7 protein-coding genes, 2 pseudogenes and 2 CRISPR repeat arrays are annotated in these 15610 nt (G+C 74.8%); all 9 genes and pseudogenes read left to right on the forward strand.

Annotated features, from left to right (window positions below; all coding sequences use genetic code 11):
* Window positions 1-778 (forward strand): lantibiotic dehydratase C-terminal domain-containing protein (locus ACFXPX_RS40480; RefSeq protein WP_380644848.1); only part of this gene is annotated, 778 nt, incomplete at its 5' end.
* Window positions 771-1922 carry a thiopeptide maturation pyridine synthase gene (locus ACFXPX_RS40485; protein ID WP_380644849.1) on the forward strand — a complete coding sequence of 384 codons (1152 nt, stop codon included), beginning with the start codon at window positions 771-773 and terminating at the stop codon, window positions 1920-1922. The genes ACFXPX_RS40480 and ACFXPX_RS40485, both read left to right, overlap by 8 nt.
* A gap of 5 nt (window positions 1923-1927) precedes the next feature.
* On the forward strand, window positions 1928-3934 hold the full coding sequence (locus tag ACFXPX_RS40490; protein WP_380644850.1) for a hypothetical protein: 2007 nt from the start codon (window positions 1928-1930) through the stop codon (window positions 3932-3934).
* Window positions 3931-5934 (forward strand): TOMM precursor leader peptide-binding protein, encoded by a 2004-nt coding sequence (locus ACFXPX_RS40495; protein ID WP_380644851.1) that lies wholly within the window; start codon window positions 3931-3933, stop codon window positions 5932-5934. Before ACFXPX_RS40490 ends, ACFXPX_RS40495 begins: the two co-directional genes overlap by 4 nt.
* 107 nt (window positions 5935-6041) lie before the next feature.
* Window positions 6042-7583, forward strand: a complete 1542-nt coding sequence (locus ACFXPX_RS40500) for a SagB/ThcOx family dehydrogenase (RefSeq protein WP_380644852.1) — start codon at window positions 6042-6044, stop codon at window positions 7581-7583.
* Between the two features lie 366 nt (window positions 7584-7949).
* Window positions 7950-8669 (forward strand): annotated as a pseudogene (locus ACFXPX_RS40505) (SPFH domain-containing protein); the annotation flags it as partial.
* Window positions 8670-8765: 96 nt separating this feature from the next.
* A pseudogene (locus ACFXPX_RS40510) lies at window positions 8766-9554 on the forward strand (serine/threonine-protein kinase); the annotation flags it as partial.
* A 3248-nt stretch (window positions 9555-12802) separates the two neighbouring features.
* Window positions 12803-13197: direct repeats of the CRISPR family, unit length 28 nt; unit sequence GGGGCACCTCCGCACGGGCGGAGCGGAC.
* A 574-nt stretch (window positions 13198-13771) separates the two neighbouring features.
* Complete coding sequence (locus tag ACFXPX_RS40515; RefSeq protein ID WP_380644853.1) at window positions 13772-14029, forward strand: type II toxin-antitoxin system Phd/YefM family antitoxin; 258 nt, start codon at window positions 13772-13774, stop codon at window positions 14027-14029.
* Window positions 14026-14277 (forward strand): type II toxin-antitoxin system RelE/ParE family toxin, encoded by a 252-nt coding sequence (locus ACFXPX_RS40520; RefSeq protein WP_380644854.1) that lies wholly within the window; start codon window positions 14026-14028, stop codon window positions 14275-14277. Before ACFXPX_RS40515 ends, ACFXPX_RS40520 begins: the two co-directional genes overlap by 4 nt.
* Before the next feature lie 49 nt (window positions 14278-14326).
* Window positions 14327-14659: a CRISPR direct-repeat array (repeat unit 28 nt; unit sequence GGGCCACCCCCGCGCAGGCGGGGCTGAT).
* Window positions 14660-15610: the final 951 nt, after the last annotated feature.

A 15610-nucleotide genomic window follows, 5' to 3' on the forward strand; every position in this document is an offset into this window, starting at 1 on the left:
GGACCGGGCCCGCACCGCGCTGGGCCGGCACCTCGACACCCACCCGTCCGCCGGCCGGATGCCTGCCGCCGACTACGCGGCCTGGGCCGAGCGGTTGGCCGCCGCCGAGGGGCTCGCCGACCACGACCGCTCGGTGCGCGAGCACGACGCCGTCGAGGAGATCCGGTACCGGCCCGAGGAGTCGGTGTTCGGCGGGCCGGAGGCGGTCCGCGCAGTGGAGCGGCACTTCACCCTCTCCAGCGACCTCGCCCTCGGGCTGCTCGCCGACGGGGCGACCGGGCCGCAGCGCGCGGGCTTCGGCGCGGACGCGCTGATCCTGGCGCTCGCGGTCTGGGAGCCCGACCGGGACCGGCTGGCCGCCGCGCTGCGCCCCCGCCCGGGCGGCGCGACCGATCCCGCGATGGCGGACCGGGTGGCCCGTGCCCGGCGGCAGGCGGACGGCCCGGTCACCGGCGACGGACCGAAGGACCGCTGGCTGCGCTCGGTGCGCGAGCTGCGGGCCGACCTGCTCGACCTGGACGCCCGCGGCCGGCTGCGGATCACCGCCCCCCACCCCACCGCCGTCCCGCCGCCCGGCTCCGCCGCGCCCGGGCGGCGCGCGGTGCTGGCCGTGCTGCTGCGCTGCGTCCACCTGCTGCACAACCGGCTCGGCCTCGACCACGGCGTCGAGCAGCGCATCCGGCGCCTCGTCGAGTCCGGGCTGGCCGCAGCCCCCTCCGGCGCCGGCCGCGCCGGCCCATCCACCGACCCCGCGAGGACCGGGTACCACCGTGACTGACACCCACTGGCGCAGCCTCCAGATCCGCTACTACCAGGACGACAAGGACGCGCTGCTGCTGGACGCCGTCCGCCCCCTGTTCGCCGAGCTCGCCGACGTGATCGAGCAGCCGTACTTCCAGCGCCACTGGCGGCGCGGCCCGCACGTGCGGCTCAACTTCCGTACCACGGACAGCGCTTGGCGCGGGACCGTGCAGCCGGCCGCCGAACAGCGGCTGGCCGCCTTCCTGCGGCGCAGCCCGTCCACCGCCGTCCTCGACGAGGCCCGGGAGACCGTGGGCCACGCCCGCAGGGCGGCACTGCTGGACGAGCGCGGCCCGCTGTCGCCGTGGTACCCCGACAACACCCTCCAGAGCGAGCCGTACGAGGACCGTCGGCACGTCCTGGGGAGCCCGCGGCTGGCCGAACTGCTGGACGAGGGCCACGCCGCGAGCAGCCGGCTCGCCCTCCCCGTCCTGGAGCACGTCCGCCGCACCGGCCACAGCCGGCTGCGGCCCGCGCTGTGGCTGATGTTCGCCTTCGCGCACACCAGCCTGCCGCCGGTGTCCCGGGGCTTCATGTCCTTCGCCTCGCACGCCGAGGGCTTCTTCGCCCAGTGCGCGGAACCGGACGACGTCCGGGCCGCCTTCGAGGCGCGGTTCCAGCAGCTGCGCGGCGAACTCGGCGACGACCTGGCCGCGGTGCTCGACACCCTGGACGGCACCGGACGGCTGCCCTTCGTCACCGAGTTCGCCGGGTACGTGCGGGACCGGAAGGCCGCCGCCCTGCCGCTGCTGGAGGGCGGCCTGATCGACCTGGACCACGCCGCCCGCACCCCCCTGCTCGCCGAGCCGCGACTCGGCGAACTGCTCGGCCTGCTGCTCGGCAACGCGTCGTACCGGAGCGAGGTGATGTCCACGACCTGGTTCCGCGGCCACCGGCTGGCGATCAACCAGCTGTACACCCACCTCGACCGGCTGGGCCTCTCGATGACCCAGCGCTTCCTGCTCTGCTACCTGACGGCCCGCACCGTCGAGGACACCTTCGGGGTCAGCGCGCTGGAGCGGGCCCGCGCCTACGCCGAGCTCCACCCCGCCGGAGCCGCCCCCGCCGAGCTCCACCCCGCCGGAGCCGTCCCCGCCACCACCGACCCGCAGAGGAGCTGAGCCGGATGCGACCCAGACTCAACGACGACGTCCGCTGCGTGCCGGTCCCCGAGGGCGCCTACCTGCACGCCGGCCACCGCTCCTGGGTCCTGCCCGGGGCACAGGCGTACGAGTGGCTGCGACGGCTGACCCCGCACCTGACCGGCCGGCACACCCTGGACGAACTGACCGCCCCGCTCCCGGCGGACAAGCAGGGCGCCGTACGGGACCTCGTGCTGCGCCTGCACCGGCTCGGCTTCGTCAAGGACGCCCGGGAGGACCGGCCGCACGGCCTCGCCGAGCACGAACTGCGCGAGTACGCACCGGAGATCGCGTTCCTGCGGCACGCGCTGGACTCCGCCGAGCACCGCTTCCAGCGCTACCGGGACACCCGGGTGCGACTGATCGCCGACGGGCCGCTCCGGGAGGCGGCGCTGCGCGCGCTGCTGCGGACCGGGTGCCGCGACGTCGAAGTGGTCGCCGAACCGGCCGCGTTCACCGCACTGGACCGGTTCGCGTCGGCGCAGCGACGGGACCAGGACCAGCGGGTGCACCTGACGGACGGGTCGGACCTGCCGGACCGGTCGGACCGGTCGGAGCGGCCGGAGCTGACGGAGCGGCCGCGGGTCGGGGCCGTGCTGGAGGTCCGGACGGCGCACGAGGGGTTCGGGGCCGCCCGCCGGGCGCTCCTCGCGACCGCGGAGCACTGCGCCGCCGCCGGCCTGACCCCGGCCCAACTGCTGCTCGGCGGCGCCGAGGCCTGGTTCGGTCCGGCCGACGCCGGGGCCGCCGCATCCGGCTGGCGCCGGCTGCTGCCGCCGCGCGACGGAGAACGCGAGGCGCCGCTGGGCGGCGCCGTCCCGGGCCTGCTCGCGCACCGGCTGGTGCTCGGGCTGTTCCGCGCCCTGACCGGCCTGGACGACCTGCCGCCCGCCCCCGGGACCTCCGCCGCCCCCACCCTGGCCCGCACCGACCTGCACACCCTGGCCGGCTCCCGGCACCTGGTCCTGCCCCACCCGGCGGCCCCGACCAGCGGTGCGGCGACGCCGTCCGCCGACGCTCATGCCGCTGCCGCTGCCGCTGCCGACGCCGTTGCCGACGCCGACCTGCTGGTCCGCGCGGCGCGCGTCGTCGACGCCCGGACCGGCCTGCTCGGCGCGGTGGACGAGGCCGACTTCACCCAGTCCCCGCTCTGGGTCTGCCGGGCCGTCCCGCACGGCTACCGGGGCGAGCCGCTGGACGTACCGGCCATCGGCTCGGGCCTCGAACGGGACGAGGCGCGGGCCACCGCCGTGCTGGCCGGTCTGGCGGCCTACGCCGCGGACGCGACCGCCGGCCGGGCCGCGGACGAGGGCCGGACCACCCTCCAGGGCGTGGACCTGGCCGACGGCCGGCCCGTCCCCGTCCCGGTGCCGACCGCGTTCCCGGACCGCACCGCCGGGCAGCGGCTGCGCGGCACGGCCGGCGGCCGCTCGCCCGAGGAGGCGCACTGGCTCGGCCTCGCCGACCAGGTCGAGGCCCTGCTGGCCCGGGCGCCCGGCGCCGCCCGGGCCGGGGCCACCGCACTCGATCCGGCGGACTTCGCCGCCGACCCCCGCACCGGCCACCTGCTGCGGCTGCTCGGCACGGTCGGCGAGCCCGCCCTGTACGACCTCACCGCGGTGACCGGCGTGCCGGCCTGCGCCACCCGGCTGGGCACCGGGACCGTCGCCGCCGCCGGACGGGACCTGGCCGAGGCGGTCGCCCGCTCCGCCGAACGCGCGCTGCTGGCCTGGCAGTCCAGCACGGAGGACCAGCCCGGGTACCGGCCCGAGCCGGTTCCGCCGGTTGCCGTGCCCGTGCCCGCGGTCGCGGTCGCCGTGCCCGAGCCCGCGGCCACGCACATGGCCGCCGCCCCGGACCCCGACCTGGCGGCGCTGGCCGCGGCGCTGCGGACCACCACGGGTCTGCGGGCCGTCGCCGTCCCGCTGGACCTCGACCCGCAGGCGACCGCCGTCCTGCCCGACCTCACCCGGGTGGTGCTGCTCCCGTGACCGACCTCCGCACACCCGCCCGCGGCGCGGTCACCGTCGCGCTGCTCGGCTCGCCCTGGCTCGCCGCCGCCCCCGACCGGCGGACCGTCACTGCCGACGACCCGGCGCAGCCCGGCCCGGACCTCCCGGACCTCCCGGATCTCCCGGAGGTCGCGGACGTCCTGGTCGTCACCACCGCCGGCCCCGGCGACCTCGAACCGCTGCGCCGGGGCCGCGCCTGGGCGGCCGCGCACCGCCGCCCCTGGCTGCCGGTCCGGCTGCTCGCCGGACAGGTGGTCCTCGGGCCCGCCGGCCTCCCCGGCCGCCCCGGCTGCCCGGGCTGCGCCGAGCTGCGCGAGCGCGACAACAGCGCGGAGCCGGCCCACCGTGAGCTGCTCCCGCCCGACCTGCCGGCGCTGCGGACCAACCCGCTGCTGCTCGACGCCGTCCGAGGCCTCGTCAGCGAGGAGACGGCCCGGCTCGCCGCCTTCGCCGGTCCCACCGCCGGCCCGCTCCCGCCCCGCACCGTCGACGCGGTGCTGCGGGTGGCGGCGGACACCGGCGAGACCTCCCGCAGCACCCTGCTGCCGCACCCGTACTGCCCGGACTGCGGCGCCCTGCCGGCCGACAGCGCGGCGGCGGCCGTCCTCGCGCTGCCGCCCGCGCCGAAGCTCCACCCGGACGTGCCCCGTACCGCCCAGCCGGACCCGGAGGTCCTCGCGGACCGCTACGTCGACCCGGTCACCGGCGTGATCGCCTCGGTGGACACCTGGTCCACCCCCGCCGCCCTGTGCGCCACCGCCCGGACGGCCCCCTCCCGGGCCGTCCACGCCAGCGCCAACGGCTACGGTCACGCCACCGACCTCGGCTCCACCCGGCTCGCCGCCGTCCTGGAGGCCCTGGAGCGGCTGGGCGGCGAGGCCCCGCGAGGCCGGCGCACCACCGTCACGGCCCGGTTCCGCGACATCGCGGACCACGCCGTGGACCCCCAGGGGCTCGGCCTGCACCACCCCGAGCAGCACGGCCTCCCCGGCTTCCCGTTCGCGCCGTACACCCCCGACCGGGAACTGCGCTGGGTGTGGGGGTACTCCTTCGCCCGGGGCCTGCCCGTCCTGGTGCCCGAGAGCTACGCCTACTACAACCGCGGCCACCTCGACGACTCCTTCGTGTTCGAGACGTCCAACGGCTGCGCCCTCGGCAACAGCCCGGCCGAGGCGGTGCTGCACGGGCTGCTGGAGGTCGCCGAGCGGGACGCCTTCCTGCTCACCTGGTACGCCCGGCTGCCCGTCCCCGAGGTCGACCTGGCCTCGGCCGCCGACCGCCGGATCCCGCTGCTCGCCGAGCTCGCCCGGCACCGGCTCGGCTACCGGCTGCGCGCGTTCGCCACCACCACCGAGCACCGGGTGCCCGCGTTCTGGGTCCTGGCCGAGGCCGACCCCGCCGCCGGATCCGCCACGCCGCGCGGGCTGGACCTGCTCTGCGGCGCCGGCACCGCGCTGACGGCCGAACGGGCCCTGCTGCGCAGCCTCTCCGAGCTCACCGGCTTCCTGTCCGGCGCCGACCGCCGGCACGACCCGGACCGGGCGGCCCGGATGCTGGCGGACCCGGCCGAGGTGCGGACGATGGACGACCACGCCACCCTGTACGGCCACCCGGCCGCCCGGGAACGGCTGGGCTTCCTCGGCGCCGGCGCGCCGCCCGTGCCGCTGGCCGCCGTGGCCGCCGGCACCCCCTGGCCGGAGCACCGGGACCTGATCGGGGACCTCACCGAACTGGTCGGCCGGTTCACCGGCACCGGCCTGGACGTGGTGGTGGTCGACCAGACCTCGGCCGAACACCGGGCCGGCGGGCTGGCCTGCGTCAAGGTGCTGGTCCCCGGCACGCTGCCGATGACCTTCGGGCACCGGTTCCGGCGCACCCACGGGCTGCCACGGCTGCTGACGGTGCCCCGGCTGCTGGGCCACCGCGACCGGGACCTCACCCCGGCGGAGCTCAACCCGGACCCGCACCCGTTCCCCTGAACCGCCGCGACCGATCCGCCCCGTGCAACCGATCCGCCACGGGCGACCGATCCGCCCCACGCAACCGGCCGAGACCGGACCGCCACGACATTCCGCAGAGGTCACCCGTGTCACCCAGCGCTCCTCCCACCGACCCGGCACCGGGAGCGGCGGCCCGTGCCTACCTGCCGTACGGCCGCCACCCCGGACCGCTCCCGCAGTCCCCGGGCCCGCTCCCGCCCGCACACCTCGTCCACGCCGACCGCCCCACCGTGCCGCTGCCGTGGGAACCGGCGGACGGCGCCCACGACTGGCCGGCCGTCCTGGGCACGCTGATGCGCGAACTGCTCGGCCGGACCAGGGCGAACTGGATGTACCCGGTGGACCCGGCGACGGGCACCGCGCTCGCCGCCCCGCCCGGCCAGGGCGACTGCCGCCCCGCGCCGAGCGGCGGCGCCCGCTACCCGATCGAGGCGTACCTCGCGCTCGGCGCGGCCCCCGGCCTGCCGGCGGCGGTGTACCACTACGACGGCGTCGGGCACCGGCTGGTCGCCGTCCGCCCGGGGGACCATCGCAGGGCCCTGGCGCCGGGCACCGGCGAGGCGCCCGACCTGGTCCTCGTCCTCACGACGGTGTTCTGGCGCAGCGCCGTGAAGTACCGGGAGTTCGGCTACCGGCTGCAACAGCAGGAGACCGGGGTGCTGCTCGCCCAGGCCCAGGCGGTCGCCGAGGCGCTGGGCGCGGCCGTCGGGGTGCGGCTGCGCCAGGACGACCGGCCGGTCGACGCGCTGCTCGGCCTCGACCCCTACGGGCAGAGCGTGACGGCCGTCCTGACGCTCCGCCACCCGGCCGCACCGGCGGCCGGCCCGGGCCCCGGCGAGCCGCCGTCGCTGCCGTCGGTGCCGGCCGTACCGGTGACACCGCCGACCTCCATCCTGGGGCTGCTGCCCTACACCGCCGCCGTGCACGGGGCCTCGCTGACCGAACGGCCGGACGCGGTCCAGCCCGCCCGGCCGCTGCCCGCGCCCGTGTCCGCGCCCGGGGCGGCGATCCGGCTGCCCGACGCGGCCCCCCTGGGCTCGGCCGGCCTCCGCGCGGGGGTCGCGCGGCGCGCCTCGGCGAGCAACGGGTTCCTGCCGGTGCCGATGGACCGGCGGGCGCTGGCGACGCTGCTCGGCGCCGCGGCCGCCGGGTACCCCGGGGACCTCGCCGGGGTCGCGACGGCACCCGCTGCGGTCGCGCTGTGCTGCGTGGTCCGCGACGTCACCGGCCTCGCCGCGGGCTGCTACGCCTACCGCGACGGGGAGTTGGCCCCGCTGCCCGTCCCGCCCGGCGCACCGGGCCGGATCGCCGCCGGGCTGGCCGCGCCGCCGACCCGGCTGGACTACCTGGAGGCGCCCCTGACGGTCCTGCCGGTCGCCGCCCTGGAGGCGGGCATCGACGCGTACGGCGACCGCTGGTACCGCCTGGCCCACATCGAGGCCGGGCTGGCCCTGCAACGCGCCGCCCTCGCGGCGGCCGCCCTCGGCCTGTCCGCCCGGATCCGCTCCGACGCCTCCTGCGCCGCCACCGACGAGGCCCTCGGCCTCCCCACCGCCGGGCTGACCAGCCTCAGCGCCCTCCACATCGGCACCCCCCGCCCCGGCCCGACACTCGGCTTCCCGGTCTAGAAGAGGAGCTCCGACGTCGGGTCCGAGCGAGAGCGAGCCGGCACCGGAGCCGGGCAGCGTCACCTTCGCGGTGCCGTACGACCTGGCCGCCGAGCAGGTCGTCCTCGGCGCGATGCCGCGCTCCAAGGACTGCCGACCCGACGCCCCTAACAGCCGGTCGTAGGCCTGTTCTGACGGGTCACCTCCGCGCGGGCGGAGCGGACTCGGGCTATCGGCGCGTACCGCCAAACTCCGTCGGGTCGTGAGCCTCGCCCCGGCCGGTCGGGCTATAGGCATCACGGTGCACGTCTGTCAGACTTCGGGCCGGACACTGCCAGACGTCGTCCGGATCAGATGTCCGATGTGGTCACGGGCGAGGGGGCTGGAGTGGAGCCGGTGCTCATCCTTATCATCGGGCTGATTCTACTGCTGGCCCTGGCCCGACCGATCCGGGTGATCCCGCAGGCCCGCGCCGCGATCGTGGTGCGTTTCGGCCGCTACAAGCGCACTCTCAACGCAGGCCTGAACGTCGTCATCCCGTTCATCGAACGCGTCCGCGCCCGGATCGACCTGCGCGAACAGGTCGTGCCGTTCCCGCCGCAGCCGGTGATCACCCGGGACAACCTGGTCGTCGACATCGACACGGTGGTCCACTACAAGGTCACCGACCCGCGCGCCGCCACCTACGAGGTTGCCGACTACGCCGAGGCGATCGAGCAGTTGACCGACACCACGCTGCGCAACATCATCGGCTCGATGGACCTCGAATCCATCCTGACCTCCCGTGAGGTCATCAACGCCGGTCTGCGCAGCGTCCTGGACGAGGCCACCGGCAAGTGGGGCGTCCGGGTCAACCGCGCCGAGCTCAGGACGATCAAGCCGCCGGCCTCCATCCAGGACGCGATGGAGAAGCAGACGCGCGCCGAGCGGGACAAGCGCGCGGCGATCCTCACCGCCGAGGGCCAGCGCCAGGCGCAGATCCTCAAGGCCGAGGGTGAGAAGCAGGCTGAGGTGCTCAAGGCCGAGGGCGAGGCCCAGGCCGCGGTGCTGCGCGCCGACACAGGGGCGGCTGCGGGGGTCGCCGCCGCGGTGGACAGTGGAGCACCGGCCGCTCCACCGCCGCCCTTGCAGGCATCGCTCGGGCCATGCCATCAACCGTTGAGGGGGGACGACCCGCGCAGTATCGGCCGCTATCAGCTGACTGCCCGGCTCGGCGAGGGCGGTATGGGGACGGTCTTCCTCGCGCGCTCTGCCGGGGAGCGCCTGGTCGCGGTCAAGGTCATCAGGCCGGAGCTTGCCGCGGACGCCGAGTTCCGCCGGCGGTTCGGCCGTGAGATCGAGGCCGTGCGCCGGGTCGGTGGATTCCACACCGCGCCGGTGGTCGCTGCCGACCCGCAAGGTGATCCGCCCTGGCTGATCACCGAGTACATCCCCGGCCTGCCGCTGCACGAAGTCCTGAAGCACTACGGTGCGTTGCCGAGCCGGAGCCTGCACACCTTGGCCGTCGGTGTTGCCGAGGCGCTCGAGGGGATCCACGCCTGCAACATCGTCCATCGCGACCTCAAGCCGAGCAACATCATCATCTCCGGAACCGGGCCTCGCGTCATCGACTTCGGCATCGCCCGGGCACTCGACGACACCATGCTCACCCGTTCCGGCCAGCTGATCGGCACGCGGGGATTCCTGGCCCCGGAGCAGTACATCGGAGGGCCGGTCACGTTCGCCACGGACGTCTACGCCTTCGGCATGGTGCTGTGCCATGCCGGAGGGGCGGTGCCGGTAGATGAGAGTGAGGACCTGGAGTCCGTCCTCGGTCTGCTGCCGGCCCAACTGGCCGATCTGGTCGTCCGCTGTCTCGACCATGACCCCCACCGCCGTCCGACACCCACTCAGATCGTCGAGGGCCTCTCCCGAAACCGCCCGGCCGCCGGGGACTGGTTGCCGCTTCCGGTGCGGACGATGGTCGACCTGCTCAGCGCGTCCACCAGCTAGGGGCTTCTCACACGGCCTACGGCCTGCACCCGAAAGGGGGCTCATTCTGGGCTCGTCGGGGCTTGTGCTGTCCGAAGGCGAGGGGCGACGCGGTGCCCAGGAGGTCCGCGAGCGTCAGCCAGAGCGATTCGCGGCCGAGCTGGGGGCAAGTACCCCGGGTTCGTCGGGGTGGATGCGGACCTGGGCGACGGCGAGGTTGACGATGCGGTCGGTGCTCTGGCCGAACTGCAGGACGAGGCAGCCGGCGACGCGGTCCGCGATCGGCAGGCTCTCGTCGGTCCCCAGCCTGAGACGTGGTCGGCGAGAAGCCGGGAGGCCTGGCCGGGCCACGGTGCGATGCCAGCGGTCTAGAACTGCTACTGGTTGAGCTTGAGCTCACCGGAGACCAGTACCTCCTGCTACTCGCCAGACACAAGACCTTCGAGCGGGCGGGGTGGACCCGCGGCTGCGGAACCTGTTGATCCCGGTCTTCGGGTCACCCCCGCACCGGCGGAATGGACCTGACGGGGGAGGTCGAGCTGCCGCGGACGTTCGGGTCACCTCCGCACGAGCGGAGCGGATGGGACGATCATCGTCCAGATGGTGCGCTTCGATGTCACGAAGGCAACCGACGTCGGCACCGAGATCACCCCAGCCGCCGAGGTCGAGCTCGTCCTTCATCCCGACGTGGAACACACCCTCGGGCGGGCGGAGCAGACCTCTCGGTCACCGGTTTGGTCCCGACGATCATCGGGTCACCTCCTCACAAGCGGAACGAGCCGCCAGGGCGCGATGAGGACGCTGGCCCGGGATCCGGGACGGGTCGTCTCTGCAAGGGCGAACCGGACAGCGTGGTCGGACTGCTGCTGGCCGGCTACACGGAGGCGACCTCCACACCGGCGGAGCGGACCTGAAGACGACGGTGGCAGTGGCCTCGATCCACGGGTCACCTCCGCACGGGCGGAGCAGACGACGGGGTGAACCTCCTTCTCAGCGGGCGGAGCGGACCTGGGGTATCAGGCCTCGGGGCGACCCCCGCGAAGGCGGGGCCGATCTCGACGAGGACGCGCCGAACAGCCTCCCGAAGGGGCCACCTCCGTACGGGCGGAGTGGACCTCTGCTGGTACCCCGCCCGAGTTCGGTGGACCGGGTCACCCCGCGCGACGGAGCGTATTAGACCTTCCCGAGGCCAGTGCACTTGCTCAACGGGTCACCTCCGCTGGGCGGAGCCGACGCACTGGGACGGTGACCCGGACCAGTTCAAGGCGGGTCACCTCCGCGCGGGCGGAGCGGACACCCGCCTCGTAGACGCCCTGTACCAGGGCGACGGGGCACCTCCGCACGGACGGAGCGGACGCGGACCCGAGGATCTCGCCGGTGGTGTAGTGCGGGGCACCTCCGCGCGGGCGGAGCGGACGCGCTGGAGCTGCCGGAGCACACCGTGCTCACCGGGCCACCTCCGCGCGGGCGGAGCGGACGCGCTGGAGCTGCCGGAGCACACCGTGCTCACCGGGCCACCTCCGCGCGGGCGGAGCGGACGGGCGGTGGTACGCGACTCAGAGAGCGGACGCCGGGGCCACCCCCGCGTGGGCGGAGCAGACAAGCGCTCGATGAGGCCGGCGGTTGAGGGCAGCGGGGCACCTCCGCGCAGGCGGAGCGGACCTCGGGAGGCTCCTCGTGACCAACCGCCGCGACGGGTCACCTCCGCGCGGGCGGAGCGAACTCGGCTGGCACCCCGCCCGAGTTCGGTGGACCGGGTCACCCCGCGCGACGGAGAGTATTAGACCTTTCCGAGACCAGTGGACTTGCTCAACGGGCCACCTCCGCACGGGCAGAGCGGACTCGAACTCCTCGCCCCCGACCTTGCCAATCGTCGGCTCACCTCCGCGCGGGCGGAACGGACGTCTTCGCCGCGAAGCCCCGGCTGATAGACACCGGGGCACCTCCGCGCGGGCGGAGCGGACTCCACCCCGGCCGAGCCGAACCGGGCGGGGCGGGGCGGGGAACCTCCGCGCGGGCGGAGCGGATCGCTGGCCGATCTCGAACAGGGTGTCGCCCGACGGGGCACCTCCGCTCTGGCGGAACAGCCGAAGTCCTCTCCGGCCTGCGCGACTCCCTCGGCGGGTCGCCTCCGCACACCAACGACAGCACCGCCGGCACTGAGACGCCTCCGCGCAGGCGGAGCGGACGTGCAGTCAGAGGCCGCCAGCCACCTCCTGGACGGGTCACCTCCGCGCGGGCGGAGCGGACGGCCGGGCGTGGGACTCGATCTGCGAGTACTCCGGGGCACCTCCGCGCTGGCGGAGCGGACCGGTCGGAGATCAGGAACCTGTTCCCGACGACTGGGTCACCTCCGCGTTGGCGGAGAGGACGTTCAGCCCAGCTCAGAGCCGGTTGCGGCGGGTGGGTCACCTCCGCACGGACGCAGCGGACCCGGTCCGCAGGATCCGGACCGGGTCGTCGTCCGGGCCACCTCCGCATTGGCGGAACGGAGGCACACACCGGGGCACCTCCGCACGGGCGGAACGGCCACCCGAAGCTACATGGTGCTTCGGTCCCTGGTCGGGGCACCTCCGCGCGGGCGGAGCGGACGCCTGGACGTCGGGGTCGACGTAGGCGTTCATCGGGGCACCTCCGACTGCGACCTGACCGGGGCTGGTCTCGACCAGCCCGGGGCACCTCCGCCCGGGCGGAGCGGACGAGATCCCGAAGCACACCGCCATCGCGCTCTACGGGTCACCTCCGCACGGGCGGAGCGGACACGTGCTGGACGATGAACGAGCGGTCCGGCCTCGGGCCACCTCCGCACAGGCAGATTGGACTGGCTCGCCGCTGCAGCACTGCTGGTCAAGGGCGGGTCACCTCCGCGCGGGCGGAGCGGAGCAGATCCCTGTGGTGCTGCCTGGCCTGCTGTACGGGTCACCTCCGCGCTGGCGGAACGGACGTCTTCGCCGCGAAGCCCCGGCTGATAGACACCGGGGCACCTCCGCGCGGGCGGAGCAGACCGTCCCGTGGCGGTAGCGCCCGGTCGAGATCCCGGGGCACCTCCGCGCGGGCGGAGCGGACTCCACCCCGGCCGAGCCGAACCGGGCGGGGCGGGGAACCTCCGCGCGGGCGGAGCGGATCGCTGGCCGATCTCGAACAGGGTGTCGCCCGACGGGGCACCTCCGCTCTGGCGGAACAGTCGAAGTCCTCTCCGGCCTGCGAGACTCCCTCGGCGGGTCGCCTCCGCACACCTCACACAGGGCAACGACAGCACCGCCGGCACGGAGACGCCTCCGCGCAGGCGGAGCGGACCGGTCGGAGATCAGGAACCTGTTCCCGACGACTGGGTCACCTCCGCGCGGGCGGAGCGGACCCGCGCTTGGTGAAGGCGACCGGGATACCGTCCGGGTCACCTCCGCGCGGGCGGAGCGGACGGCCTGGACGTTGGCGGCGCGGACCGCGAGCACCGGGGCACCTCCGCACGGGAGGAGCGGACGTGCTGGCGCTCGGGACCAACACCCTGCGCCACGGGGCACCTCCGCACGGGCGGAGCGGACGTGGCCTGGTGGGGATCGATCGCGTTCGTCTGCGGGGCACCTCCGCACGGGCGGAGCGGACCTCGAAGACCTCGTCACCACCGACGCCAGCCTCGGGGCACCTCCGCACGGGCGGAGCGGACCCTTCGCGACCTGCGGCGCATCGCGGCCTTTGCCATTTGTTGACCGTGATGGTGAGGCTGGGTTGTGCTGTTGTGGTGTCAAGGAGCGCTCGCTGCCCATGGTGCCACGGCTCGCGGACAGCACCGCGGTGAACGAGCTGCCCAGGAGCTCACACCGTGCAGGAGGCACGCCTGCACGCGGGCGCAGCGGACGCGCTGGCGAACACCTGGCGCAACCTCAAAGCCGGTCCACCTCCACGCGGGCGGAGCGGACTCCTCGGACGTGAGGTCTCGCCCTTCGCCCTCCGGGTCACCTCCGCGCGGGCGGAGCTGACGTGACCGTGCCCTCGCTGATCAGCGTCACGATCGGGGCACCTCCGCACGGGCGGAGCGGACGCGGACGGACGGCTGCGTGACCTGCGCGGCCGCGGGTCACCTCCGCGCGGGCGGAGCGGACCTGGAGACGACGGTGGCAGTGGCTTCGATCCACGGGTCACCTCCACGAACCCACAGATCACCGGGAACCTAGTCGACGGGGACAAAGGCCAGGTGGTTCACCCTGTACAGATCGCGCATGAAGTGTACAGTTTAGTACATGAGTGACACCCTGCCGATCACGGAGGCCCGGGCCTGCCTCGGGACGCTGGTCCGACGTGCCTCCCACGCCCGCGAACGCATCACCATCACCGACCACGGCCAGCCCGCCGCAGTCCTCATCAACCCCCAGGAACTGGCCGACCTCGAGGACGCCCTCGCCCTGGCCCAGTACCGGGCCCGGCAGGCCGCCGGCGAGACCACCGCCGTACCGCACGAGCAGGTCCGCGCCCAGCTCGGCCTGGGACCCGCCGCTTGAACCACACGATCATCTGGGACGAGCCGGCCATCAACGCAGCCGCCCGCTTCCTCAAGGACGACCCCGACGGCCTGCGCCAGGTCATGGACGCCGTGGACCTGCTCGCCGACACCCCCCGCCCGCAGGGCAGCGCGGAGTACGGCTCGCTCGACCTGCGCCGGATGCACGTCGGCCGCTACCGCGTCATGTACGAAATCACCGAGGCCACCGTCACCATCGTCGTGATCCACCTCGGCCGAACAGGCTGACCACCCGCACAAGCGGACCAGACCTGAAGCCGAACGTGCCCCAGGGAATCGACCACCTCCGCGCTGGCGGAGCGGACCAGGGGGACCAACCCGTGCTCACCGTCACCGACGGGCCACCTCCGCGTGGGCGGAGCGGACTCGTGGGCGCCCGCCAGGAAGCCGGCGTTGTGCGGGCCACCTCCGCGTGGGCGGAGCGGACAGGCCGGACGCCGGACCACCCATCGCGCGAATCGGGCCACCCCCGCGCAGGCAGGGCTGATGTACGAGCCACCGTCCAGGGTGACCGCCGCGGGGGGCCACCCCCGCGCAGGCGGGGCTGATCGGGGGGCACAGAATCTCGATATAGCGACGCTTGGGCCACCCCCGCGCAGGCGGGGCTGATACTTTCTGATCTGCAGTTACAGACCTGAGGATATGTCAGTGCCGTCAGTTCGATTCCCGCTCGAAGGATAGGTCGCCTCCGCACGGGCAGAGCAGACAAGGGCTACGTGCTGACCACCGTCGAGGAGTACGGGTCACCTCCGCACGGGCGGAGCAGACGCGCTCGTGTACTGGTGCGGTCGGCCGAGGAGCGGGTCACCTCCGCGCTGGCGGAACAGCCGAAGTCCTCTCCGGCCTGCGCGACTCCCTCGGCGGGTCGCCTCCGCACACCTCACAGAGGGCGACGACAGCACCGCTGGCACTGAGACGCCTCCGCGCAGGCGGAGCGGATTCATTGCGTTCAACCTCGCCGATTCCAGTCTCGGGTCACCTCCGCGTATGCGGAGCGGACGTCAGCTGAGTGAGGAATCGGGCGAACTCGGTCGGGTCACCTCCGCGCTGGCGGAGCGGACTGGCTCGTCAGGCCCTGGACGTAGAGCAGCTGCGGGCCACCTCCGCGCGGGCGGAGCGGACGAGGACTACCGGCTGTGGCGGGACGAACTGCACGGGTCACCTCCGCACGGGCGGAGCGGACGCCCTCCGGCGCACCGGCCGGTCAGCGGCCGGCGGGTCACATCCGCGCTGGCGGAGCGGACGATCGGCACCAGACCGTGGCGCTCGGCGGCGCCGGGGCACCTCCGCGTGGGCGGAGCGGACAAGGGCCAGGCTCGGAAGCGCCACCGGACGCTCGGGGCACCTCCGCGCGGGCGGAGCGGACGGAGCGCACCTCGGTGTCGCGGGCCAGCTCGGCGGGGCACCTCCGCGCGGGCGGAGCGGACGGAGCGCACCTCGGTGTCGCGGGCCAGCTCGGCGGGGCACCTCCGCGCGGGCGGAGCGGACGCCCTTTTCATGCTCGATCCCTACGCGGTCAGCGGGGCACCTTCGCGCGGGCGGAGCGGACGCCCGTATCATG

Origin of the sequence: Kitasatospora sp. NPDC059146, assembly GCF_042786665.1 — a bacterium.
Lineage (GTDB): Bacteria > Actinomycetota > Actinomycetes > Streptomycetales > Streptomycetaceae > Kitasatospora.